The sequence below is a fragment of the Oscillospiraceae bacterium genome, assembly GCA_022483045.1.
Lineage (GTDB): Bacteria > Bacillota > Clostridia > Oscillospirales > Acutalibacteraceae > Caproicibacterium.
In genome coordinates, this window is record JAKVOA010000002.1 from 401,960 (window position 1) to 428,335 (window position 26,376).

Sequence of the window (26,376 nt, forward strand, 5' to 3'; positions counted from 1 at the left end):
GACAATTATTCACCTTCCGGTTCCTGTTGTTCGTCTTTCACATCGTAATACACAACATTGTCGGGAAGCTTTATGTTTGGTACCCAAAGTTCTCTACCGCCCCATCCTTTTCTGCCGGTCATTTTGTAAAGCGTCAAAACGACCTGTTTGGAATAGGAAGCCCCCAATGACCAGTCGTTCGGTGACAGCAAAGCGCCCGTACCTTTTGCAACGTCTCTGCCGCGCCGCACAATAAGGATGCCCTGTGCGGCAGGTGCCTCTGCAAGCATTGTGTCCAGAACTGAAACAAAGCTGGCAGTATTAAAATCGTCATCTGATGTAATGTGGCTGAAAATCTCTTTCATTAGCCGCAGATTGACTTGATAAGACGGCTCTGCATCTGCAAAGGGTGCCAGCAGGCTGTCCAAATCGGTAATGGTGTTATTATCTGGGTTGAAGGGATAGTAATTGGTGCCGCCGGACAGCATGAATACTCTTTTGTTGTCCAAAACATTTGCGCGGGTTGGATTAAGTCCCTGCGGATAGTATATTTTGATATGCTCACTGCCGCTTTCGACTTGAGCAATAATCGAATTGTTGGTTGCGTTAATATCCGAAAAGAGCTTATACAGTGGCTCATCAATGTAAACCCGCATCATGCCGGGATCACGGTCATAGCCAAACATACGGCTGTGCTGCCACATGGTATCAGCCTGCGGTTTTTTGCTGGTACGGGTATAGTAAATTGTGTGCAGGGATGGAAACGTGACACCACGGCCAAGGGTGTTGCCGCCTATCACGATATTGGAGCCTGCCGAGTATTCCTCACTGGAAATATCGGTTTTTCCATTCATCACAAGTACCTTGATGCTACCGCTGTTTAGGAGCAGTACTACCTGAGCATATACAGCTTCAAAGCTGCTCTTATCTGATTTCTGCGGACTAAGCGCATCATACTCTTGTCTTAACTCTTCTTTGAAATCATTCTCCAAATGCTCACGGCACCATTGCAGTTCGTCCAACGCTTCTTTGGCATAACGGCTGTGAACGGCCTGACGGACACTGGGGTGAATTAGGCAGTTTGAGACTGTACCCCCGCAAGATAATATCTGTCCGGACACAGCCAAGTGATGAAGCACGACGTTGTGTATGGGATTCTTAAGCTTTTCCAAGAAGCTGATGCAGTCCGCAGTTTTGTTTTTAGGAAAGAAAAAGTCACCGCCGAGGTATCCATCTCCCGGCTCGAAATAGTAGGTAAAATAGGGCCTCCAGCCAGAAGCGAGTGTCTGAAGAAGAACTGCTTGTGGTGTACCTGTAACTTGTAGATAAATACTGCTGGATGCCCCATTTTTTATCGAATCCAGATACCTGTTTATTGATGACTGCCGACCTCGATTTACAAGTGTGTTGAGTGAGGCCGCATCTGCCTCGTCATCTACAATAAACAGTGGATTTCCTTTCATGAAACCAGTTGAAGCAAATACATTTGCCCATAAGCGCAGGGTCCTATAATTCTTTTTAAGAACAATTATTGCCGGACGCAGAAGACTATTCTCAATAAAAAGACCAGAATCATTTTCACCGCAAATGCAAAAATCCGGCAGATCGGCCTTCACACGTGATAAGGTCTGCTGTTGAAGTGCAACATTGTCAGTTGTCAATAAAACAAAGGCGGGAAATCCCAAATCGGCCGCCTTGCACATAATGCCAAACATTTGCCCGGTTTTTCCTGACTGAACATTTCCAAACAGCAACCCTATCTCATGACTGCAGAAAGAAAATGATCTTATATAATTTTCTCCAATATTTTCAGCTGTTGAAGAAATAGATTCAGCCAGTTTTGGATTTCCACGGTCAGTAATCAGTTTTAAGTATTTTTTTAAGAATGGCATTTATTTAATCGGCCTCCTCACTGTTGGCACCAGCATCATCTGGCGCAGCTTCGAAGGATAACAACCAAACATCGAGAAGGGCACCTTCTTCATCTTCTCTTTTTTGATTGGTTTTCGTTAATACAATTGTGTTACACCCATAGGCAGTTAACATTTCTTTGGTTATCATACCCACGCGATCAGTATCGGCTTGTGTGTCATTCACAGGTGTAACAAGCCCGGCAGATGCAAGCCGCCCTTTGATCCAGCGGCCCATAATTAGTTCGTCGCCCACAGCACTAAACTGCTTATTGCCGTCACTTGTTGTGTGTGCTTTGAATGTATATCCATCGTCTGTTACAACAAAAAAGGGAACGTTTTTAATTGGATAACCATCAAGTTGTGTGATCTGCTTACTCACCGTAAATTGAGTTTCATACCAGTCTCTTGACTTTCTTGCACTTCTGGGTGCCGCATAACTTACATTCAAATTTGACTTTGTAAAATGCTTACCATCATCCATTTTCCGTTCTGCAAAAGCAGGTACTTTTATTGGTAGTTGAAATGAAACAGGTGTCTTGTGATGCTGATAAATGTCAACCTCTGCCTGGGGAATCTGCGAAACCATTTCTATACCGGTCAACGATGTATTAACTTCACGGATAAGTGGCATGTCTGTCGTGTCAATAATGTTTGAAGAACACGTCGGAGCATTTATCTTCTGCATAAATGTTGCGGCTTCTGCGCATTCTTCGGAATCATTTGATGTTGCCGACAGCTCATATTGGCGCCGATTTGTTGCCTCTAATTTGATTACACCAAGATTTGCGGAGCCGATAATACAGGAGAATGGTGTACCGTTCTTGTAAAAAAGATAAAGCTTTCCATGATATTTGAATGCCTTTACAATACGGACTTCTCCATGCCCGGATTGTTTCAACTTTTCATCTAAAGCAATTGCAGCATGGTATGAACTTTCGGGCATTCCATCTACATAATACATACCTATTGTAAGGTGAATATCGAGATTCCTGTATTCATCCGATAGACGGCTTAATTCTTCGACAGATGCCCGAGAAACGTATCCGACTGCTATATCGACACGATCCGATGCTTCTATTTCTCTGTGAAAGCAATCAGCAATGGATTCCCGGTCTGTTGGCATCCCCAGAGGGAGGATACTTGAATATAAGAACTTCATGGTCAATCTCCTTCCCGAAAATACGTATACTTATTTTTATTATACAGCAGTTTGTTTCATAGGCATAGCACTATTTCACTATTACAGTTCGGCAAGCAGGGCAAGGTGGTACCAACCTTGCCTTTTGCTTGTTGTGGGCGACGCCCCCAATCCCCTTTGATCGCATGATTTCATCATGCGGCTGCGCATCCTTCGGACGCTATAATGCTGAGCTTGCTGAGCTGAGAAAAGCAAAAAAAGAACGCGGATGTCTGCATCAGGAATGATACAGACATCCACGCTCTTTTTTAAGGTTTATTGTCTTCCGTGTTCCGGTTCCTTTTCATCGACCCGATCTGTTCTCTCCAGGATTCGATCAATATTGGCTTTGGCCATTGTCAGTTCTTTCATTTCTTTTCTGGCTGTCTGGTAATTCGGGTATGCCGTTTTCTTTGCGGCCAGAAGCTCCGCGTACTCGGCGCGAAGGCTTTTTATGGTTGGCAATTTTTTCAGGCCCAGTTCATCAAAAGCTTTCTTTGCCGCCTTATGCAAAAGAATATCTGCCTCATGCTCAACAAGATATTTTTTCGAGTAGCCCGACTTTTGATAACCGTCAACGACCGCGTGTGTGCGCGCATAATTGGCGACATGCGTTTCAAGGACGGCGATCTCCGCCATACGCTTTTCTGCCGACTTGATCTGCGCCGCCAAGGCATTGTAGCGGTCAACAGATTCGGCAGTTTTTGCGGCAAGATCATCATATTGCAGCAGCTTTTTTTCGGTGAGGTAGTTGACCGTTTTGGCCATTTCCTTGAGATTATATTTCCCAGCATACCTCTTGAAGCCGCCGCCTTTTCCGGAGCGCATCTGCGCTTCAATGTCGATCAGCAGATTAAACGGGCGCACCGTCTGCTGATATGCCATTTTCTTCTTAGGCGTATGCTGACGTTCACCAGCGATGACCGCTTTAATTTCCGCCTCCGAGTAACCATCGCCGAGGGAGCGAAGTCGTATACTCTGCTTTTGGCCATGGCCGGTGAAAGATACGTTTGCCCCTTGCTTTACTCCATACCCATCAGCCTGAATCAAGGACAAAAAAGCCTCGTAGGATTCCGGCTTCTTAGCAAGAGCTTTATCGATGGCTTCTCGCAGCTGCTCACGATGAGAGGGCTTCACCTGCTCACCGAGCCATTTGTTATAGCTGTTCCGCGCATGGCGTTTCGGCTGCTCGATGATAGAGTATCCATGCTCAAAGCAAATGATGTCACTGAGCTTTGCCACGGCGCGGCCGGAGCCAAGAAAGTCCCGGAACTTGTACCGGCAGTCAATCGTCGTAGAATTCCAGATGATGTGATTGTGGATGTGGTGTTTATCAACGTGGGTGCAGACCAAGAAAGCGTGCTTTCCCTTTAGAAAACGCGAGGCAAATTCATAGCCGAGCTTGTTTGCATCTTCCGGCGTGATCTCTCCCGGACGGAAAGACTGGCGTACCTGGTAAGCGATCACATCGCTTTTCTGCTCTCGACCAGTTATAGATTTATACTGCCTTTTGGCAAAAAGGAATTCGGCGTCGGCAGTATGCGGATCGCATCCATACGAAGAAATAAAAGCCCCGCCGTCGGTCTTTTCCGGATTCTTTGCATAATCTGTCCTGTCGCTGAGACACTGTGCGACGGTTGCTCCCTTGTTCACGTGCATGGAGATAATTCGAGTGGTCGCCAAATTTCTTTCCCCTCTTTCAAAAATAATTGTCCAGAAACAGCCTCCAAAAGACATATAGATATTGGAGGCGATTTAGATGAAATACGATTTCCGCGAAATGCCAGTGCTGAGATTCGCAGTTTGCTGCGGCAGGACATTGACGGCCCCAATATTTTCGCAACCGAAGAAATCATGGAGGCTATGACGGTTCGCACAAAACGGGACCCAGCGAAAATGTCAGAAATTAACATACAAAAAAGCTGGCAGGAATTTCTTATGTATTACAAACCGGATATGTAAAAAAGGCGGGAGGCTCACACCTCTCGTCTTTTGCTGACAGCCTGATTATTGATAAACTCTGTCCTGTATTGCAAACCTGATCTGCTGGATGATGCCCAGCAGCCACGCCGCAGCCATGGGAATGCCAACAGGACTTACCAGGAAAGCAATCACCAGAAGAATGATGCCGTTCTTTGGAGAATAGGTTGCCAGAACCGCTATTCCCAAGATACCGATCAGGGCGGAGAAAATTCCGAAGACCCAGGCGGTACAATAGAGCAGGCCGGAACAGAACCAGACAAAAATACAGAGCACTGCAATCACCGGCGCGCAAAGGATTTTCAGCAGTATCTTCATATTCAAAACCTCCTATTTCTTCTCTTGAACTGAGCATATCGAAATACCGGATGGATTGCAAGGATGTCAAAAGAAGAAGACGGGGACGCTCTGCACTTCTGCAACCGTCCCCGTCAGATGGATTAAATAGTCCATTATCGGATGTTTGCAAGTCGAGTGAGGATAGCATTCGCCGCCCGCCAGATGAGTTCCTGATTCCGGAGAATATCCTCCATGTCCGTATCGTAGGCGCGGCCTGACGCATTCATGCGCCGTGCCATCTGGTTGATATTGTTACTGGTACGCCGGAGCAGCGAAATCATCGAGCCAAGTTCCGGAAGTTCAAGCTTAACGACATAACCGTCCATTGCCATCTTCCGAAGATATGCTCCCATGTTCTGTGTACCAAACTGGCGCATTTTTTGGTCTATCAATGAACGTTCCTCCGGCGTAACCCAGAATTTCACTTGAACATTTCGCGGTTGATTCTCCATCTTATCGCTCCAGCTCCTTGCTCTTTACCACGGGCGTCGGCTTTGCGACGGCAGGCGCAGCCTGCAGCTTATCCCGCACCGAAGGCTTGTGCTGGCGCAGAGGATGAAATCTGTCCTCATCCGCAGTGATCGTGGCAAACAGCCCCTTGCGACCATCAAGGCCGGTAAAGCCGATACTCTGGAACGGCAGCATGTCCATGAGCCTGTCCATGTGCTTTGACGTTGCACGCGCGGCAAAATCGGGTGAAATCTGCGCCATGAAATGTGTGCCGTTGGGGCTGTTCGGCTTCATCGGTTCCTGCAGCTTTGCCAGAATCTGTGTTGCCTCATGCTGCACATCTTCTTTCGTCAGCGGCTGGGTCAGCAGGAAATCATGCCTCGCCTGCGTCGTGAACAAATCTACAAGGCCGGGATGCGCTCTATCGACAACAAACTCACGATTACGATCATCGCCCCAGGCATCCTTATCCTCATAGACCGGGACCGTCATTGCCCATCTTTTGTTGTCGTCGGAAATACGGCCGTCCCAATCTTTGCAGCGCACCGTGTTGGACAGCACAAAAAGAGTACGGTCATAACCGTACTGATCGACCACCTGCTTGACAGCGCCATGTCCAAGAGCATTGTTCCGGTAATTGTCTGCAATCGCCGTGTCTACGGCATCCCGGCAGGCAATATTGGTTTTGTGGGAAGCTCTGTACTGTTCCAGTTCTCCATGCTCATGAGCATAGGACGCCGGATAGCGATACACGGGCATATTCAGGATAGCAAGCTGCCGTTCCTTCTCCTGCTGGAGAAGCGAATCCGCTCTTGAGGAAACACAGGCCTGGACAATCGCCATGTGGTCGGTTTCAATCTTTTCAAAATCCTGAAACACATCATCCAGCGGAGCTTTGGAAACCAGCAGCGCGGACGCCTGCTCCATGCTGAGATCGTTGTATTCCAGCGACAGGAGAATATCTTCGCGCACCGTATATTCATAAGTGCGCTTCAGAATTTCCTCCGGCGGCTGCGAGAGAAGCCATGAACGATACGTCTCCTGCTCCGCATACATTTTCTCATACAGCGCCGTGTTCAAACCTTCCAGCGCCTTTTCCTGATGCTCGGCGTCGCTGCTTTGGTAATAAGCGATTTCATGCTCATTCGTGTCTCCGAACTCACCGATGACAATATCATCAATGGCCTTGCGCGTTTCCGGGTCAGCGGCCATAACCTTGAACATAAAACCGGAGGAGCCGCGGTCCGGCAGCTCCTCATGGACGGTTTTGATAAACTCCTTGGGATCAGTAAAAAACTGCTGTTCCCCATTGGAATAGGATGCGGTGCCAACAACAATAGACATTTATAATACCTCCTCATGAGATTTTTGCTTTTTCTCTGTGCCAGCAGCAGGAAGGGTGCGTTTTAACCCATCCAAAACAGAAGGACGGTCACTTTTTGCGAGAACCTGTTCCGGCTCCCGTGAGTGACCGTCCATGTTCAGAATGGAATCCAGTTCAACGAGCCGCGCGGTTTTCTCCCGTAGCTCCGCTTCCTGCGGAAACGGTTTGCCGACCTCGGCTTTGGCTGCTGCCTGCTGCTGAAACAGGTTTTCAAGCTGTGCTTTTACGCTTGCAAGTCTCTGCGGCATTTGCGCGAGCGCATTGTCGATGCGGATGAGATTGCCGCGCGGGTCCTTGCCCAGTTCCACGCGATGGGTCATTTCGCCCTTGAGCGTGAGTACATAGACATTCTGAAAGGCATCAAATGCAAGCTGCATCTTAAATCCGCGATAGCTGCCCACTTCCACGGGGTCATGGCCCTTGACCTCCTTGCAGGCATCCATCAGTGCAGCGCCAGCGTTTTCCTTGTCAATCAGATGATCTCCCCGCACCTCCATCCCAGCAAAACCGTCTTCCGGGTGGGGATGCGCCGCCAGAGTTGCCATATCGGCCTCTAACCCTTTGATGAAGCCTTTGTTCTGTTCGATCTGCTCCGGGAAGTATTCGAGCAGATTATCCTCCATGCGGTACTGCTTGCTCTGGTGGTCGGCTTTCATGATTTTGAGCTTGCTGACCTCAACATCCAAATCCATACGCTCTTTGATGCGTGGATCACCGGCGCACAGCGCCTTGATCTCCGCGAACGACAGCGCCGTTTCATCCACATCCTCACAGGAACGCACCGGTGATTTTGAAGTCATGATCTGTGCGATAAATTTTTGCTTGTTTTCGACAGTCTGCCACAGATAGGCGTCAAACGTGCCTTCAGTGACATATCGGCAGACATGAACTTTTTTGTTGTGGTTTCCTTGACGCTCAATGCGGCCTTTGCGCTGAATCAGATCTCGCGGCCTCCACGGGCAGTCCAAATCATGGCTGGCAATCAGACGATCCTGGACGTTGGTGCCCGCGCCCATTTTGGCGGTGCTGCCGATCAGAACACGCACCTGCCCGCTGCGAACTTTCCCGAATAGCTCTTTCTTCTGAACGTCCGTGTTGGCATCATGAATAAATGCTACCTGTTCGGCGGGAATCCCTTTCTCGATGAGTTTTTGCCGAATGTCGGTATAGACTGTAAACGCTGGTTCGGGGTCAGGCAGTTCAATATCGGTTTCCAAAGCGTGGATTTCCGGGCTGTCCAGATTACCTCCCGCCGTCTTGGCTGCACGGTTCACCGAAGTCGCCGCCCTGGGCGTGGAAATATCGCAAAAAACGAGTTGGGTCAGCTTGTCGGCCTCGCCATCTTTCCAGAACTGAACGATGTTGTCCACACACTGGTTTACTTTTGTTCCCGGTTCATCCGGCAGCATATCATTGAGAATACGCTGGTCGAGGCCGAGCTTTCGCCCATCGGAGGTAATCTTGAGCATATTGTCAACGGATGGGTCAACCGCGCCGCTGTGTACCACTGCGGCGCGCTCTGACAGCGCCTGCACCATTTCCTGTTGGTGTTCCGTAGGCTTGGAGGCATAGGTGTGATACTCAACCTCCGGTGTAGGCAAATGGAGCTGATCGGCTGTCTTGATGTCGGCAACTTCCTTGAACATATTCATAAGCTCCGGCAGATTGAAAAACTTTGCAAACCGTGTACGCGCCCGATAGCCGGTGCCTTCCGGGGCAAGCTCCAGCGCCGTGACCGTTTCGCCAAAGCGTGAGGCCCAGCAGTCAAAATGGCTCATACCGAGTTCCTTCAGCCGGTCGTACTGTAAATATCGCTGGATAGTATACATCTCGGTCATGCTGTTTGAGATCGGCGTGCCTGTGGCGAACACTGTGCCGCGATTGCCGGTCAGCTCGTCAAGATACCGGCACTTGGAGAACATATCACTGGACTTCTGCGCATCTGTGGTGGAAAGCCCGGCCACATTACGCATTTTGGTATAGAGAAAAAGGTTCTTAAAATTGTCTGATTCATCCACGAACATGCGGTCGCAGCCGAGCTGCTCAAAGGTCACAACATTGTCTTTCCGAGAATCCGCCTGCAGCTTTTCCAGCCGTGCTTCCAGCCCTTTGCGGGTGCGCTCCAACTGCTTAACCGTAAACCGTTCTCCGCCGCTGCTCTGCACTTCGTCTATACCGTCCGTGATCTCGTCGATCTGCTCTTGAAGGAGCCGTTCCTGACGCTCAGGGCTGATGGGAATTTTCTCAAACTGCGAGTGGCCGATGATAATGGCGTCGTAGTCGCCGGTAGCGATGCGGGCGCAGAACTTCTTGCGATTGTGGGTTTCAAAATCTTTTTTGGTGGTAACAAGGAGGTTTGCGGAGTGGTAGAGCCGCAGAAACTCTGATGCCCATTGCTCTGTCAGATGGTTCGGCACCACGAAAATGCTTTTCTGCGACAAACCGAGGCGTTTGGATTCCATACAGGCCGCCACCATTTCAAAAGTCTTGCCTGCGCCAACTTCGTGTGCCAGCAGTGTATTACCACCGTAAAGCACATGAGCGACGGCGTTTTTCTGATGGTCGCGGAGTTGGATTTCCGGGTTCATACCGGCAAACGTGATATGGCTTCCGTCGTATTCGCGGGGGCGGGTGCTGTTCATTTCCTCGTTATACTGCCGCACCAGTGCCTGACGGCGTTCCGTGTCCTGCCAAATCCAATCTTTGAAAGCATCCCGGATTGCCTGCTGCTTTTGGGCGGCGAGTGTGGTTTCTTTGGCGTTGAGAACGCGCCGTTCCTTGCCGTCCGGGTCCTCCACGGTGTCGTAAATGCGGACATCGCGCAGATTCAGAGAATCTTCGAGGATGCGGTAGGCATTTGCCCGGTCGGTGCCGTAGGTGACAGTGGCCGCCACATTGCCGTAACCGACATTGCTCTTGCCGCTGATGTTCCACTCGGCTGTATAGGAGGAGTAGTGTACCTGAATGTTTCTGCGAAGATAAAAGGGCGGGTTGAAGGTTTCCTCCATGAATTGCTGGATATACTGCTTGTCGATCCACGTAGCGCCAAGACGGACTTCAATTTCAGAGGCGTCCAAATCCTTGGGTTGCGCCTTTTCCAACGCCTCCACATTGATCCGGTATGCCGGGTCCTTATCGGCAGCACGTTTGGCCTCCCGCAGTTTCTGCCGCACATTTCCAGACAGATATTCGTCGCTGGTCTGCCAGTTGTTGCGTATGGGGTCATGGAAAATCACGCCGGTGAGATCGGATATAATTTCATCCTCATTTTTGCCGGTGAGCTGCTCCATATAGAGCAGATCTACTTTGGCGTGTTCCGCGATAGAAACAGCAAGCGCTTCGCTGGCAGTATCTACTGTGGAAACGGCGGTATGCTGCTTGATGGTGCGCTTGGTGAACATATCCGCCTTGCGTTCCAGCCTGCCGTCATCGTCCAGCACTTCCAGAGAACACAGAAGGTAGTAGGACGAATCGTCCGAAAAGGCAAGCCGGTTGGCGCGGTCATTGATAAGACCATATTTTGTGGAGAACTCGTCGTAAAGCCGGTTGAGCTTGTGCTGCTCCCCGATGATGGAAAGCGGGTCGCTCTCATCCATCTGAAGGTCGATTAGGCGGTGAACGCAGTCCCGCAGTTCTACCATGCCCTTAACGCGTTCCTGTGCGGTGGCGTTCAGTTCCGGACGCACCATGCGGGAATTTTCGCGGTAGTAGACGCTGCCGTCCACTACGGTGTAAGAATAGTTTTTGACGCTGGGGTCTGCCGGAATGGAGGTGTCGATTGGCTCATCTTCGCCCAGCTCCGGAAGCTCTGCTTCTGTGTATTTGCCGCCGATAGACTGCACGGCGTCATGGAGCTGATCCGCAAGGCTCAGCCCTTCAATCGGCTCCACGGTGAAATCCTGCTTGCCGTACTGGGTGCTTTCGGAGGTCTGCCGTCCGAGAATCATTTCCGGGTGGTCGATGAAATAGCTGTTTATGCCAAAGCCGTCGTTGTTCTGCCCCAGATGCACCCAGTCCGGCTCAATGTCGATGGGGCGGTCACGCTTTTGGAGAAAGATAATGTCGGAGACAACATCCGTTCCTGCGTTGGCGCGGAAAGCGTTGTTGGGAAGCCGGATGGCTCCCAGCAGCTCCGCCCGCTGTGCGATGTACTTGCGGACTTCCGGAGACTGCTTATCCATCGTGTAGCGGGAAGTGACGAAAGCCACCACGCCGCCAGGACGCACCTGGTCGAGAGATTTTGCGAAAAAGTAGTCATGAATCGAAAAGCCGAGCTTGTTGTAAGCCCGGTCGTTTACCTGATATTGTCCGAACGGCACATTGCCGATGGCGAGGTCAAAGAAGTCACGCCGGTCGGTGGTTTCAAAGCCAGCCACGGTGATGTTGGCCTGCGGATAAAGCTGTTTTGCGATGCGCCCTGTGATGCTGTCCAGCTCAACGCCGTAAAGATTGCTGCTTTTCATTGCCTCCGGCAGAAGGCCGAAGAAATTGCCAACGCCCATCGCCGGTTCCAGAATGTTCCCGGCTTTGAAGCCCATATTGCCGACTGCTTCATAGATAGCCTTGATAACGGTGGGACTGGTGTAATGCGCGTTCAGGGTTGAGGAACGGGCCGAAGCGTATTCTTCCGGGGTCAGCAGTGATTGCAGCTCTTTATATTCAGCTGACCATGACGTTTTGGTTTCATCGAAAGCATCAGGAATGCCGCCCCAACCGACATAACGGGAAAGAACTTTCTGTTCTTCCGATGTGGCGGGCCGGTTTTCCTGCTCGACCGAGTGCAGTGTTCGGATTGCTGCAATGTTTGCCTGATACTTGGCCTTTGGTCCTCCGACGCCAAGATTGTCGTCGGTAATGCGGAAGTTTTCAGACTGCGGGACAATCTCCGGCGAGGTATGCTCCGGTTCTGTGTGCAACTGTTCCACCACAATGTCATAGGGCATATTGTTTTCGTCTGCTGGGTAGACCGCGACAGTTTCAGCGGTCATTTCCGGTTGGGCTGGGACTTGTGCCGCTGGCGCTGGTTTCCCAGGCTGTGGGTAACGCTCCATGAGACGCGAAAAACTCTCGCTGCTTTCTGCGCGGAAGATCGGATAGCGCAGCGTGGGATCGCGGAGCTGAATGGAAGAATCCCTGACCTGCGTAATAATAAACGGCTTGCCGTTCTCCAAATAAACCGTGTCACCTACGGAAAACGGAAATACTTGGGCGGGCTCATCTTCTGCCTGTGTCACATTCTCGGCATCCGCCACAACCTGCTGGATGAAAGGATTCTGGCTCAGTGCAGCCGGGTCTACCACTTCACCGTTTACGATACCGGCCTGCGCCAGACGGCCCCGCAGATCGTCCGGGTCGACGTCATCCAGATTGTCATGTTCTTCCTGCGTGTAAAAGGTATCCTCTTTGACCATCCGGGCAATTCGGCGCTGCGCCTTTGTCCAGGAAAGCTCTACCGGTTCTGCACCCTCAATGGCTACGGTGAAGGACGTCTTGCCGCCGCCAAACTCATTTTGCAGCCATGCGGCGGTTTCCTTGTCACGGGCATGGGTAAGCATATAGCTGTTGGTGTGCTGCTTGCTTTTCAGATTACCGTTCCAGCGTTGAAGGGCAGCGTCAATTTCGGCGTCTGAAACAGCACGAAGCGGTTTCGGCATTGCCTGTTCTCTTTCAGGAGCAGACTGCAGCAGTGAAGGTTCCTCTGTTTCCTTTGCGCCAGCGGCCTCAAGAATTTTCTTCTGCGCAACAACTTCACGCACCTGATACAGATAATCGTTGGCCTGCCATTCGCTGGTGAATTCTTCGCTGATGCCGTCATCGTCCACATAGTAAGCATTATGCAGCTCATCCCAAACGGCATAGCCGTTCTCGCTCTCGATAACAGCAAACCGTTCGTTATTATCAGCGTATTCTTCAAGGGCACGGTTTTCTGCTGCCGCAGCCTGCTCAGGGGCCGGGAACGCGGCCGCGGGTGCAGGCATCGGAATGCCGCCAAAACCGGCATATTGCTGCTCCAACGCCGCGTATTCTGCCTTCTCGCCCTCGGAAAGATAAGTACCTTCCCGAATCAGCTCACGGAGCCGTTTTTCTACTGCAGCCCACTTTACAACTGTTTTTGCGTGTTCCTGATAGGTGTCAAAAGTGATTCCATCGCTGGGGCGATAGTCCACAAAGCCGTGGGAGCCGTCCAGAAATTCTGCGCTGTGGCCTCCGGTGCCATATTCGCTTTTCAGGAAAGCCGCAGCGTCTTTTGCATCCGCGCCGTGCTGATACATGGCATAAATGCGGAGCTTTCCGTTTTCAAAACCGGAGCCGCGTCGAAGTTCGGTGTCAATATCCGCCTGTGAGATAGAAAAAGCGGAGGGCGCTTTCACGCTCTCCGCTGCATAAATGTGCTTGATCTGTGCCTGCTCCGTGGGGAAAAGGCTTAGCTGAACACTATTTCCTTCAGGATCATTTCTTCCGCCTGCTCCTTGCAGTTGTTCATCAGGCCCACCCATTTCATCGGGTCGGACGCCTTCAGCGCCTCCGTCGCGCCCGCCGCCTTCGCCAGCTCCGGCATCATCTGCTCCAAGCGGTTCTGTGCTGTCTGCTCGGTTTCCAGCAGATGCGGGTACAGTTTCTCCGAGAGAAGCATTTGGCTGTAAATCACGGGACGGTGCTCCTTCAGGTAGTTCCTGCGCATCCTCCCGTACTTGCCCAGAGGTGTTTCCGGCTGGCTGCTCAGCTTCAGGTCGGGAATCAGATAATCCCCGTTCTTCGTGTATGTCAGGCTGTTGCTCATGGTTCTGGCTCCTTTCCGCGATTTTCTCGCGCTCCGCGTTTTGAATGGTAATTCCGATCTGCCGAAGCACCTCCTGGCAGGATTGGCTGACAGCTGTGCCAAGGGAAGCTATGGTTTCCGGGGTGCTAAAGTCGAAAATCGACATGAAGTCCTCATAGCCAAAATATTGTTCCGGCTCCAGTCCGCAGCGGGACATAATCGCGTAGGTGATGCTGATTGCGGCGGCTGAACGGAACTGCATCGCTATGTTGAGTTCATCGTACTCCTCAAGAAAAGAGCCGTCAACGATGCGGAGAATGTCATCGCGGTTATCGTTCCAATACCGATTTGCGAGCACTCCGGCAATATTTGCAATCTGCTGCGGCAGGCTCTGGTCGGCAATGCCATACCGGTTTTCCAGCATGGCGGACACCAACTCGTGATGCTCCTGTTCCATAGACCATAGGGTCAGATTGCGGGAATTGGGGCGTGTTCCGGTGTCTGAAATGTCAAAGACATACCGCAGGCGGGGCCGGTCGCCGGAATCATCCAAAAGCGCAATGCCCTGTGAACCGCGCTTTACATATCGGCCCATTTTGTCATTCCACAGGTCATATTCCGCACAGGCCGTTGCCTCCGGCCGCTGGGCATAGATCATGAGCTGCTCCTGATACGGGTACTTGTATAACCTCGCGGCAGTCGTTAAAAAGGCTGCCCAGTCCTGCCAGCTTCCGGTAAGCCGCGTAGCCACGCTGTTGGCCATCTGTGCGTACATTTCTGCTTTGGTCGGCATAAATATCTTTCCTCCTTCTTGCTAAGGTAAAAAGGAAAGAGCAGCCCACAAAAGGCTGCTCTCTCAAAGTAGTTGTTATTCTTCAAAATCTGGTATAAGCTCCAATGCAGCATATTCCTTGTCGGTAATCGCGCCGAGCTTTTTGATTGCGGAATCCGTGAGCGTGCGAAGCTCTGCTTCATCCGCATCGAGATAGGCGCGCATGGCCGTCATCTCGTCGATCAATCCTTGTCTGGTTCCCGAACCGTTGTAAATGCTCATCAGGGTCAATTCATCCTGGGTGAAATCATTCATGTCAAATCTCTCTTTCCGCGCTTTTTTTAAGCGCCGTTTTTGCAGGAGGTTCTTTGGTGTCGCTGCCTTTGAGCTGCTCCAGCACGGATTTCTTCTTTTCCTGCTGTTCCTCCCGGTGCGCGGCTGCTGCCAAATCCATGAGCGAGATCGGCTCGCCGGTCTTAGCCTGCTGCTCCAACTCCGCGACGGTAGACTGCCTGGGACCGTTGTTGATGATGCCGTCGATGGAATCGTAATCGTCCTCCATCGACATTTCCGCATTTTTGAGGTAGTTTTCGGGCTTGAGAAAAGACGGCAGCTCCGAAAAGCCAAAGGAATCAACGTAATGACAGGATACCTCACCGTTCTGCCTCAGCGCAACGATGTCGCTTACGGAGAGCGAGTGGCCGGTAAAATCTACGGGATGATTGAGGTTGAATTGCTCATAGAGCTTGTCGAGCGTTTCTTCCTGCGATTGTCCGGGCGTGAGCGGTGCGGTATAGACCAGCTCATAATTCTGACGGTCAACCGAAAGCCGGTCATGCTGAAGCTCTGCCAGGCTGGCAAATCGGTAATCTACCAGCCCCTGATCGCGCCGAAGCTGATAAATGGCGAAAGTACTGTCCGGCCCTTCTGTGAACTGCTGATCTCGTTCCGGCTCTGTTTCCGTCTTTGCGGGAGGCATCGTCTCTCGCACAGATTCCCAATCTTCACGGCTGACACCGAATATGCCAGTGTGCATCTGAATATCTTCTGGTTCAAAGGCCATGCCTGCTCCATTGCCCTCAAAAAGCATATACACGGGAATATCACGTTCAAAAAGCTCTATTGCCCGTTCTTTGGAAAGCGGCAGCATGTCGTCATCCGTGTAGCCAAATGCGTTCATAGCTTCCACCGTCATCGCGGGGTCAGGCATGTAACCATTGTATGGGGCGGTTTCGGCAAGCGGCTGCTCAACCCCGCGTTCCTGTGTTGGTTTATCAACTTTATATGAAGCTGAAGTGTTTACAGGTTCCGTGAAATCCTTCGGCGCAGCCACAACCGATTCGGATGAAGGTCCATCCGGGAGGTAGGCGCTGACATCATCACTCGGAATACTGGGTTGCTCAGGTGCGTTCTGCGGCGAGGCAGGCTCGCTCCATTCATCAATGCCTGGCTGCTTTTCAGCCTCTTTACTCTGGTCGATGCCTCGTTCCTTGCAGATCGCGGAATAGTTCCGGTCAATGTCCGAAATCAGGCCGGACGCGGTTTTGTTGATGGTTTCCAAGCTGGCACGCAGTTCAGGCAGCTTCTTGTCCTTTGACCAGGTGGCGATGTAGCCGAAGCTGTTCTCGCCGGTGGCAATACCGTAGTAGGCGCAGACGGCAAAGGAAACGCTCTCGGCCTCGACTTCTTCCGTGTTGCGGCTTTTCTTTACGAAATCGGCGGTATAGGTATCCTCCGCAACCTCCAGATTCCATGCAAAGCCGTTTTCATCGACATGCTGCCAGCCGTTCTTTTCAGCTTCGGCCTCTGCGTCCTCGCGGGTGTCAAAGCCGCCGTAAAAGTCATGCTTGGTGCCGCCGTCCGACACCATGACGAGCTTCCATTGCTCCTTGATCTCCGGCAGCTTCTCGTTGTGGAGCTTAGAGTGCGCGATCTCATGGACAGCGGCGGCAACCGTCTGCACCTCGCTCATGCCCTCACGGATGGCGATGCGCTGTTCGTCCGAGGAAAAATAGCCGTCCATGTTTGCCGCCATCTGCTCAAAAGCCAGCGGCACCGGCGCGGAGCGTTTCAGCGCCTCCATGAAAACCTCATAATTCTGGACGTTGCCCTGCAAATCCGAAGCAAGCACCGGCAGGGGCTTTCCGTCCGTCTGGCTCACATCAAAGACGGACACGACCTTATACATGGGGATTTTGACCTCTTTTTCCTCCATGATAGCGTTACCGTCCGCGTCCAGCAGCGGCGCTTTCGTGTCCGGGTCGAGCTTTGCTTCCTCGATTTTCTTTTTGAATGGCGTCGGTGCAATGATCTTGATGCCTTTTTCGCCCTTCATGACATTGCGGGAAAACTGATCGTGCCACTTGTTGAAGCCCGCGACCAGCGTTGCGTTGGGCTTTTGCATATAGATGAGCATGGTGTTGTTGACGCTGTACTTGTGGAATCGGCTCATGGTGCGCAGGTACTCAGCGTACTTGTCGGACTGGAATAGTTCCTGGATGCCGGTTTCGATGCTCTCGGTGATTTCCTTCAGCCGGTCTTTGGCCGTAGTCTTTTCAGGCATAATTTTATCTCCTTTCCAGGGTTAAATATCCCAAAAGGAAGCAGCTCCCGCGCAGGACGGCTAAACCTGTGCGGGAGCATTGTTTCAATCGGGGAACAGGTTATTTGTTCCTGATGGGCGGCTTATATCCGGCTGCTTTGGCCCGTTCGCTTGCTGCTTTTCGGCGTTCATCACTGAACGGTACGCGGATGGTGACGCAGTTCTTTGGAACAAGATAGCTGGCCGGACCGGTTCTGCTTTTTTGGACCTGCTTAAATTTATCCGGGAACCGTGCGGAAAGTTCCATCAATTTGTCTTTGAGCTTCTGGTCATAGGTGTAGACGCTCGCCGTGTCATCTTCTTGATTGTAATTGATGATCGTCTCCATCTCATACGGCGTGAGTTTCACGACTTGCCTCCTTTCCCGAATTCACAGCGGAAGCGGACATTCTCACCGTTATCCTCCATGACAACCGTCGCGTCATAGGTTTTGCCGGTTTTCTCAGAATACAGGCCGGACATTTTTACGGCACCATCTTTCAAAAGTGCAGCGGCAGTCTTTTTTGTCAGGGAAGCACGCTTTGCGGCGAAAAATTTGTTGTCGCGCCACAGACCGAATCGGCAATCCGATGTTTCGCAGAAAAATCCTTTCTTGCTTTCTGTCACGTTGCCGCCGCAGCGGGGACATTTTCCAACAACCTCACGACCGGACGGAAAAAGAACCTCCGCGCCCTTGACAGCCTTATAGGTCTTGACCAACTCCCGTATCATCGCAGTGATGCCATCCAGAAAATCATCTGCCGTCAATTCGCCGCGCTCAATTTCTTTGAGCTTGTTTTCCCACTCTGCCATCAAAAGCGGAGACTGCAGTTCTTCCGGCAGAACCGTTACCAGCGAAATGCCTGTGTGAGAAGGAATAAGATTGACCGCTTTTTTGCTTTTTCTGCGCTCAATGAAGCCACCGTTTACCAGCTTTTCAAGAATCGCGGCGCGCGTGGCAGGGGTTCCGAGGCCCTTGCGCTCTGCATTCTCCGGCATTTCTTTGGCACCCGCGACTTCCATCGCGGAAAGCAGCGTATCCTCCGTATAGTGCTTGGGCGGTGTTGTCTGGCCTTCTTTTACTTCGGCGTCAGACACGGGTATATTCTGGCTTTCCGCAACATCCGGCAGAGATTTGTTTTCTTTTTCCTGCTCCGCAAAAGCACGCCAGCCTAAAGCCAATACGTTTTTGCCTTTCGCGGTGAACGTATTCTCACCGCAGGCCAGTATAATGATGGTTTCCTCATATTTGTAGGGAGGACACACGGCACATACAAGCCGTCTGGCTACAAGCTGAAGGATGGCGCGTTCCCCGGCAGGTAGGACGGAAACGTCCGCTTTCGCTGCGCTCATGGTAGGGATGACGGCGTGATGGTCACTAACCTTTTTGCTATTGCAGACTTGTTCTGCCAGGACCAGATCAGGTTTCGACAGGCCGCTGACCGTTGCCGCGACGCCAACAAAAGAATTGACCGATGACAGCATATCATCGGTCAGGAAGCGGCTGTCTGTGCGCGGATAGGAGCAGAGCTTTTTCTCATATAGGCTCTGGAGATAGTCCAGCGACTGCTGCGCGGTATATCCGAGAATACGGTTGGCATCACGCTGGAGCGTGGTCAGGTCATAGAGTGCCGGAGCCTTTTCAGATTTTTCCTTGCGCTCCACGCTTTTGACTGTGACAGGATGTCCCTTGCAGGCAGCAGCGACGGAATCCGCTTTCGCTTTTTCCTTGTACTTTTCAGAAACGGCATCCAAACCGCCGCCGCTCAGATTGACCGTGAAAAACGGCTCAGGCTTGAAAGCATCAATTTCGCTCTCACGCTGAACCAAAAGAGCCAGCGTCGGAGACATAACGCGTCCAACATTCAGCGGGCGGTGGTATAAAACCGAAAACAGCCGCGTGGCGTTGATTCCAACGAGCCAGTCTGCCTTGGAACGGCAGAGCGCGGATTCATAAAGGCCATCATACGCACTGCCGGGTTTCAAATTGGCAAAGCCGTCGCGGATGGCGGAATCCTCCATTGAGGAAATCCAAAGCCTTTTCATTGTTTTTGTGCAGCCAGCCAGATAGTAGACCGTTCTGAAAATCAATTCGCCTTCGCGCCCGGCATCGCAGGCGTCGATCACTTCGGTAACATCAGAGCGAAGCATAAGCGCTGACAGCATGTGCATCTGCTTCTCTTTATCCGACGCAACGGCATACTGCCAATTTTCCGGGACTATCGGCAGATCGTCATAGCGCCACTTCGTAAATTTTGGGTCATAGTTTTCCGGGGCCGTCAGCTCTGCAAGATGCCCGAAGCACCAGGAAACAAGGTAGTCATTTCCTTCAAGATAGCCGTCGCAGCGTTTGGATGCGCCGAGTACCGCGGCAATAGATTGAGCCACAGAGGGCTTTTCAGCGATTACGAGCTTCATCTTCGATTTTCTCCTTTTTTGCGTGTTGGTTATGCTGACCGCAGTCTTTTCCGCATGACAGCGGGGTAAGAGAACAGCCGGAGCAATCCGGCTCCGGCTGTTCATATGCAGACCGCGAACGCGGAATCTGCATCATCATTCGTTCAAAGGGACTGTCGGTGAAATACCTCATTCCGAATCATCCTCTTTTTCGGCATCGGTATCAGGCGCAGACGCATCGTCGGATTCCTCCGCGTCATCCTGTTCCTCCGGCTCATCTTCCTCGTCGCCGTAATCATAATCATCGAGATCGGTGCTGCCCTTTGTTTTGGGCTTTTCTTTACGGAATTTCAGGAAATACACGATGCCGCCGCCCGCGAGAACAAGCAGACACGTTGCCACCATAAAAATTGAGCTGGTTTTATTGGATGAATTGGGCTTTTCCGTTGTGGAACTGGATGCAGCTTCTGCAGGCGTAGTGGTCGTTTCCACCGTTTTTTCCTTGCCGGTGCATTTGGTCATATCATCTTTGCACACCGGGCAGGTTGTATCCACATTTCCAGCAGTACACTTTGTGTCACAGGTACAGCTTTTTACGGTATCCTTGGACGCGTCCTTGTCGTCGATCAGCGCCATGAGGTCGGCTTCATCGACAAGGTTCAGAAAATACACGTTCTGCTTATCCCCGCTGCGGTCAATCACCAGATAAAAGTAATTCCCGTTCTTGGACTGGAGCGTGATAAACTGCTTGTTGCTGGAATCCGAAGTTTCCACGTCATCCACAAGGGAAAGATTGCCATTCGGCGTAAGGGCGGCCGTTGAGCTGCCGTCCTTGCCCGCCGTCGCATCCGTAGAGGCTGTGCTGGTTTCCGGCGTGGACGTTTCAGCCGGAGTTCCATCCGTCACCGGCTCCTGCGAATAGGCAAAAGCAGGCATAGAAAATGCCGTCACACTCAGCATGACGGCAAACAGGGTTGCTGCGAGACGCAGTTTAGTTTTCTTCATCAGATTTATCCTCCGTTTTTTCAGTAATGTGCTGGAAGGTTTCGGCAGGGCATTTTTTGAGGTTCTTGAGCAGTTGACCCAGAGATTCCGGGGTCAGGCCAAGCTCACGAACCATACCAACGATGTCCGTGTTTTCAAGCTCTGTGATTTCGCCGTCAAGCTCTTTGTTCCGCGCCTGAAGCTCGGAAATTTTGTCGCGGTTTTTCTCCCGTTCCGTTTTCAGTTTTACGATTTTTGCAATCATTTTTATCCTCCTTATGGTTTGGGCAGTCGGCCAAAGCCAAGAAAATGCTGCTGCCAGTAGCTTTCTGTGATGTTGGAATAGTGAATGGGATCGCCGCAGTGAATCATCATATTGTTTCCGACGTAGATTCCAACGTGCGATGCACCGCTGGTGTCATAGGTGTGCTGGAAGAAGATCAGATCACCGGGTTTGGCATTCGCCGGTGACACCGGCGTACAGATATTGTAAAGCCCCTGTGCTCCGAGCCGCCCCACGTTCCAGCCGCTGTGATTGATAACCCAGCTGACAAAGCCGGAACAATCAAAAGAGGTACTCGGCGAACTGCCTCCCCACACATAGGGGTATCCGAGATATTTTTCCGCTTCCGTGATCATGGCCGCAAAGGTCGCGTCCTGCATAGCTTCCGGCGGAATATCATAATCCTCATACTGCCCAGGTGCGTAGCGCGTTACATAGCCGGAGCCGGGGAACAAATCAGGCCGATTGCCAAGCGTCGCCATATAAACGGAATAGAGGGAAAGCTGATCTTCGGACATCATATACACCGGCAGATGAGACAGATCGAAGTTGTCCAGTTTTACGTTGCAGATATAGTAGTTGTAGGGAACCTGAACATCATAATCGTAATCCACCGTGGATTCTTCGCCAGTGTCAGGATCGGTGACCGTCCGTGTTCCTGTGCGGGTTTCTGTCCGGTATCGCACCTCCACCGTCACCGTCTGCGTCAACGAATACTGGCGGTCGAAAATCGTCTGAAGCAGGCTTTGCACGTCGCTCGCTTTCCATTCACCGCCCTTAACTGCCGTGAGCATGGATATGAGCACATACGGGTCATGCTCAATCATGTCGAGGTCAAATCGGTATTCGTCATAGCCTGGATGCCGCGCCTGATAATGGTCAAGTTCATCCTTCAGAGCTGCTTCCAAGGAGGCATAAGACGATTCAGCGGCAAGCATATCGCTGTCAGCGCTGGGATAGGTGGAAATGCTGACGCTGCTCAGACCGCCCTGCAGCAGTACAGAAAAGGATGACGCGCTGTTCAGGAGAATCACGAGAACCAAGGCAGCCACGCCAAGTATGAGAAAGCCCTTCTTGTGTTTTGCAATGAATTCCCCGGCTTTCTGGGTTTTGTCCGCAGCTTCTTTTGCCGCCTTACCGGTGATTTCCGAAGCACTTACGGTCGTATTTGCAGCACCGCTGCCAGCCTTCGCCGCCGCATATTCCTTTTTGATTGCCTGTTTCTGCTGCCAGCGGGAGTAGGGATTGCTGGAAAGCTGCGGATTCTGCTGCTCAGCATCCTTTTTCAACGCGTCCAGATTGGCGCGGTCAGAACGCCTTTCTGTTTTTGCCGCATCCCGATATGGCTTCATTTTTCGGTGTCGATGCGCTGAAACACCGGCGCGAGTACCGGCCTCAACCGTACATTCTGCTTTGTGGACGCTCTCAACGCCGACATTATCATCTTCGACAGAGTGAACTTCGCGGTGAGCTTCTATCGCCGCCGCATTCAAAGGCGCTGCTCTTACTGCATGCACCAGCTTGGACGGCGGTTTCTTTTCCTCAAAGGAAAGGCGCACCGTGACCCTGCCCGTATTGGGATCAACGGTACGCCGACGAACCTGCTTTTTGGGGATTCTATTTTCCACCTTATCCAGCCGATCAGAAGCGCTGGCAGCCTTACCTGCAGCCTTTTCAACCACCGGCGGCTTCAACTCATCCTCCGTAAACAGCAGACGCGGTGTCCTTTTGCTCATGAATAATCACCTCCAGTCTGCATGAGCAGGACATTCAATCCTCCATATCATCGCCGGAAGGGACCTTTTTCAGTTCCGCATCGATTATCTTGAGCAGACGGCTCAGACAATCGTCAAAACGATCCTCCTCATCTGATTCATCAGGCTCAGTGTCCTCCCGCATATCGTCTGCCAGCTCATAACCGGCCTCATCGGGTGTGAACAGCTCAGCATCCATCAGATCATAAAGCATACCGGTGTCAGAACTGGTCGCATAGCTTTCAGGAATGTCCCAGTTCTTGAAGGCGTTTTCGGCAACGGCGTCAACAATTTTGGAAAAATGCCGCGTGCCGTGATTGGCCGGGCAATCAGGTAGATCAGAAATCGACTTCGTCAGCTCCTTCACCAGAAGGTACATCCCGACCTTATCGTTGATATGACGGAGATAATCTTCCCCGTGAATCATAAACATGGTTTCGTCATCCATTGCAAAATGCTCCTTTTCCTCTTTTGCCAGCGGCCTATTACAAGCCGTGGCGCTTTTCTTTTCGGTACTGCAATCCTCGCTCTCGTCCTCTGCCATATAGGCAAAGAATTCAAGAGCAGGCAGAAGTTCCTTCTTTGCCCAGCTCTCAAACGCCCTTGCCTCCGGGGTGTGGCATCGAGTGATCAGCCGAAGAAAATCAGGAGTATTCAGTACCGTCATATACTGAATCCCACCGTCAGTGGGCAAGGGACGCTTCTGACGGGTGGCGTTGATTCGTGCCAGAGCTTTCCGCGAGTTCTGATAACCAAGAATCGCGGTTACATCCGAACCGCAAAGCAGAGGTGTTCCGTTTTCCACCAATACGCGGATGTTGCCAAAACGTTCGCTTTCGCAAATAATCAAATTTTCCATCATTTTTAGCCTTCTTTCTTTTCAGTTATTTCCGAAACTTCATTCGGTTTGGTTGTCATGATGTGATAGAGCTGCGTCTCCTTGGGGAACCGGTCAACAAAGGGAAGAATGACACTGCCATAAAAAAGCAGCCCTTCACCCTCCGCCGATTTCGTCACATACGAAAGCTGGTGCGTAGAGATGTTGAGCTGCTTGGCGAGAATCTGCCGGTCACCGGACGCCTGATTGAGCATATAGACGTAATCGGAGTTTTCAAAGATATTTTCCACCTCGCGGGAAGAAAGCAGGTCCTTGACGTTTTGGGTGATCCCGGTGGGAATCCCGCCCCACTTTCTAAAACGCTTCCAGATTTCCACAGTGTAGGCCGCCGTCTGCTCCTCCTTCAGCAGAAGGTGCATTTCGTCGATATAGTAACGTGTGGATTTGCAGGCTTCCCTATTGATAGTGACACGGTTCCAAACCTGATCCTGAACAATCAGCATACCGATCTTTTTGAGCTGCTTTCCGAGTTCCTTGATTTCATAGCTGATAACACGGTTGTTTACATTGACGTTGGTCCTGTGGTTGAACACATTGAGCGAACCGGTGACGTAGATTTCCAGCGCCGTGGCGATGTACTGGGCTTCCTTTTCGTCCTGCTGACGAAGCTCGTTATACAGGTCCTCCAGTACCGGCATGTTTTCCGGTCGCGGGTCATTGAGATAATTGCGATACACCATGCGGACGCAGCGGTCGATGATCGTTTTCTCCACCGGCTGCAAGCCGTCCTTGCCGCCGACGATCAGCTCGCAAAGGCTGAGGATAAAATCAGATTTCAGGCTCAGCGGGTTTTCATCGTCGGAATAGTTCAGGTTCAGGTCCATGGGGTTGATATGGTCATTGGACACCGGCGAAATATTGATTACCTGACCGTGGAGCCGCTTTACAAGGGGCCCATATTCAGCTTCAGGATCACAGATAATGATGTCATCATCTGTGACAAGGAACACATTGGCAATCTCACGCTTGGCGGAGAAGGACTTGCCGCTGCCCGGCGTACCGAGAATCAGGCCATTCGGATTTTTCAGGAGCTTGCGGTCCACCATAATGAGGTTATTGGAGAGAGCGTTCAGACCGCAATAGAGGGCTTCTTTGCCCAACTGGAAAAGCTCCTGCGTTGTAAACGGCACAAAGATCGCTGTGCTTGAGGTGGTAAGCCCGCGCTCAATTTCCACCTGATTGCAGGCCAGCGGCAGGCTGCTCATCAGCCCTTCTTCCTGTCGAAAATCGAGGCGGGTCAGCAGGCAGTTGTGCTGCTGCGCGATGGAGCTGGCCTGCAGGAGAATGTTGTCGAGCTGCTGTTTGGTATCGGCGGTGTTGAGGAGCAGGAAGGTGATGAGAAACATTCGCTCGTTATGGCTCTGCAGGTCCTGAAGCAGTTTTTTGGCCTCAGTGCCGTAGGTGGCAAGGTCCGACGGGATAATGTCCATATCGTAACCACTGCGGACGGCCTTCTTCTGTTCCTCTATCTTCATTTTGTCGAGGTCGGTGATTTTGCGCTTGATGGTCTTGATGGCCTTCATCTGATCGACAGTGCGGAAGTGCATCGTAAGAATCAGGCTGGATTCCATATCAAGGAATTCCTTGATCACGCGGTCGTTCATCTCCGGTGCGAGAATCTGAAGGAAAGAGACAGCACCGACCTTCTTGCCCATCCCAAACATGTTGCCTTTTGCAAACTCAAAGGAAGATGGGGCAATGAAGTCCTTGACGGACAGGCCGGAAGGCACCAGCCAATCCCACGAAAACCGGAATGGTGCCTGTTCGCCTGTGTGGAACATATCATAGAGCAGGTGCAGACGCTCATATCCATTCAGCGTTTCAGCAGCAACGCCGAGCTGCTTGAAGTTATTCAGGATGTCAGTTTCAATGCGCTCCAGACGTGGCTTTGCCAGCTTTGCGGTGTCCGCTTCAATACCAAAGGTGAGATATTTGGTTTTTACCAAACCATTGTTCCCCTTGGCCTGCTGATTCTGAAGCATCTCGGTGTACTCACGCCGAATGTCGTCAAAATCATCGCCCTTTGGCGCGATGGCAACATTCTGGCTGAAGCTCTCCTTAGAGGCCGTCGCGTCAAAGCAGGTAATCTGACACCGGACGGACGGGTCAAAATAATTCAGGAAATCGCACCAGCCGTCAAACACGGCGGTCTGGTCCTCCGGCTGACTGAGCTGATAGTTGATGTCCTGAAACTGAATGGTTTTTGAATAGAAATGATCCGTAACGCGGCAGATGCCGTCCGCGTACATCCGCTGGAAGGGAATACTGTCTTGCGCTGACAGCTTTTTCTTATCGCCCTGCCGCTTCGCCTTTGCGATTGCTGCCTCGATTGCTTTTCTGTCCGCGCGTGTTAGCTTTTTGGACAATCTGTTTTACCTCCTCGTCAAGTTTTTCCTGCCGTTCCAACACGGCATAGAAATTGTTTGTTTCATACGGCCTTCGTTTGGGGCGCAGGAAGTAGACCCGGAAAATGTTGCGGAGGATCTTCTCCAGCGGCAGCCCGTTTTTTTCGTACATGGCAAGTAAAAAGAACGGCACCATCACAAGAATCATGCTGATGGACGCCGCACTCACGCTTACCTTGCTTCGGATTAAAAAGAAAAGCGGCACTCCCACAAGGATGCCGCTCCCAAAGCAGATCAGTTGTCTTTTGGTAAGGTTGAGCATGACCTTTGTTTTCACGGCGGTCAGGTCTTTTGGTACGGGAACGTATGCCATTTCATCA

The 26,376-nt window shown here is 51.4% G+C and carries 18 protein-coding genes; all 18 read right to left on the reverse strand.

Translation table 11 applies throughout. The features are described from left to right. Positions 1-5: 5 nt before the first annotated feature. Positions 6-1,871, reverse strand: a complete 1,866-nt coding sequence (locus LKE53_10855) for a Z1 domain-containing protein (GenBank protein MCH3973234.1) — start codon at positions 1,869-1,871, stop codon at positions 6-8. Positions 1,872-1,875: 4 nt separating this feature from the next. Continuing rightward, a complete protein-coding gene (locus tag LKE53_10860; protein MCH3973235.1) occupies positions 1,876-3,051 on the reverse strand; it encodes an NgoFVII family restriction endonuclease in 1,176 nt (391 codons plus the stop codon). A gap of 294 nt (positions 3,052-3,345) precedes the next feature. After that, on the reverse strand, positions 3,346-4,752 hold the full coding sequence (locus LKE53_10865; protein MCH3973236.1) for a relaxase/mobilization nuclease domain-containing protein: 1,407 nt from the start codon (positions 4,750-4,752) through the stop codon (positions 3,346-3,348). 324 nt (positions 4,753-5,076) lie between these two features. After that, positions 5,077-5,367, reverse strand: a complete 291-nt coding sequence (locus LKE53_10870; GenBank protein ID MCH3973237.1) for a CD1845 family protein — start codon at positions 5,365-5,367, stop codon at positions 5,077-5,079. 134 nt (positions 5,368-5,501) lie between these two features. Further along, entirely contained in the window at positions 5,502-5,840 is a 339-nt protein-coding gene (locus LKE53_10875) for a MobC family plasmid mobilization relaxosome protein (protein MCH3973238.1), read from the reverse strand. A gap of 1 nt (position 5,841) precedes the next feature. Next, positions 5,842-7,182: a DUF3849 domain-containing protein gene (locus LKE53_10880; GenBank protein ID MCH3973239.1), complete on the reverse strand. Its 1,341-nt coding sequence runs from the start codon at positions 7,180-7,182 to the stop codon at positions 5,842-5,844. Further along, positions 7,183-12,777 (reverse strand): SNF2-related protein, encoded by a 5,595-nt coding sequence (locus tag LKE53_10885; protein ID MCH3973240.1) that lies wholly within the window; start codon positions 12,775-12,777, stop codon positions 7,183-7,185. It lies immediately after the preceding gene. 869 nt (positions 12,778-13,646) lie between these two features. Next, positions 13,647-14,003 (reverse strand): TnpV protein, encoded by a 357-nt coding sequence (locus LKE53_10890; protein ID MCH3973241.1) that lies wholly within the window; start codon positions 14,001-14,003, stop codon positions 13,647-13,649. An 847-nt stretch (positions 14,004-14,850) separates the two neighbouring features. After that, on the reverse strand, positions 14,851-15,069 hold the full coding sequence (locus LKE53_10895) for a transposon-transfer assisting family protein (GenBank protein ID MCH3973242.1): 219 nt from the start codon (positions 15,067-15,069) through the stop codon (positions 14,851-14,853). A gap of 1 nt (position 15,070) precedes the next feature. After that, on the reverse strand, positions 15,071-17,317 hold the full coding sequence (locus tag LKE53_10900; protein ID MCH3973243.1) for a YodL domain-containing protein: 2,247 nt from the start codon (positions 17,315-17,317) through the stop codon (positions 15,071-15,073). A gap of 100 nt (positions 17,318-17,417) precedes the next feature. Continuing rightward, positions 17,418-17,705 (reverse strand): immunoglobulin, encoded by a 288-nt coding sequence (locus LKE53_10905; GenBank protein MCH3973244.1) that lies wholly within the window; start codon positions 17,703-17,705, stop codon positions 17,418-17,420. Next, the gene (locus LKE53_10910; GenBank protein ID MCH3973245.1) at positions 17,702-19,753 is read right to left on the reverse strand and encodes a DNA topoisomerase 3; all 2,052 of its coding nucleotides are present in this window, start codon (positions 19,751-19,753) and stop codon (positions 17,702-17,704) included. Before LKE53_10910 ends, LKE53_10905 begins: the two co-directional genes overlap by 4 nt. A gap of 168 nt (positions 19,754-19,921) precedes the next feature. Continuing rightward, positions 19,922-20,737, reverse strand: a complete 816-nt coding sequence (locus LKE53_10915; GenBank protein ID MCH3973246.1) for a DUF4366 domain-containing protein — start codon at positions 20,735-20,737, stop codon at positions 19,922-19,924. Then, the gene (locus LKE53_10920) at positions 20,724-20,981 is read right to left on the reverse strand and encodes a DUF4315 family protein (protein MCH3973247.1); all 258 of its coding nucleotides are present in this window, start codon (positions 20,979-20,981) and stop codon (positions 20,724-20,726) included. Before LKE53_10920 ends, LKE53_10915 begins: the two co-directional genes overlap by 14 nt. Before the next feature lie 11 nt (positions 20,982-20,992). Continuing rightward, positions 20,993-22,735: an NlpC/P60 family protein gene (locus LKE53_10925; GenBank protein MCH3973248.1), complete on the reverse strand. Its 1,743-nt coding sequence runs from the start codon at positions 22,733-22,735 to the stop codon at positions 20,993-20,995. A 34-nt stretch (positions 22,736-22,769) separates the two neighbouring features. Then, a complete protein-coding gene (locus tag LKE53_10930) occupies positions 22,770-23,615 on the reverse strand; it encodes a Bro-N domain-containing protein (protein ID MCH3973249.1) in 846 nt (281 codons plus the stop codon). Positions 23,616-23,617: 2 nt separating this feature from the next. Continuing rightward, positions 23,618-26,017: an ATP-binding protein gene (locus LKE53_10935; GenBank protein ID MCH3973250.1), complete on the reverse strand. Its 2,400-nt coding sequence runs from the start codon at positions 26,015-26,017 to the stop codon at positions 23,618-23,620. Beyond that, the gene (locus LKE53_10940; GenBank protein MCH3973251.1) at positions 25,941-26,369 is read right to left on the reverse strand and encodes a PrgI family protein; all 429 of its coding nucleotides are present in this window, start codon (positions 26,367-26,369) and stop codon (positions 25,941-25,943) included. Before LKE53_10940 ends, LKE53_10935 begins: the two co-directional genes overlap by 77 nt. Between the last annotated feature and the right edge of the window lie 7 nt (positions 26,370-26,376).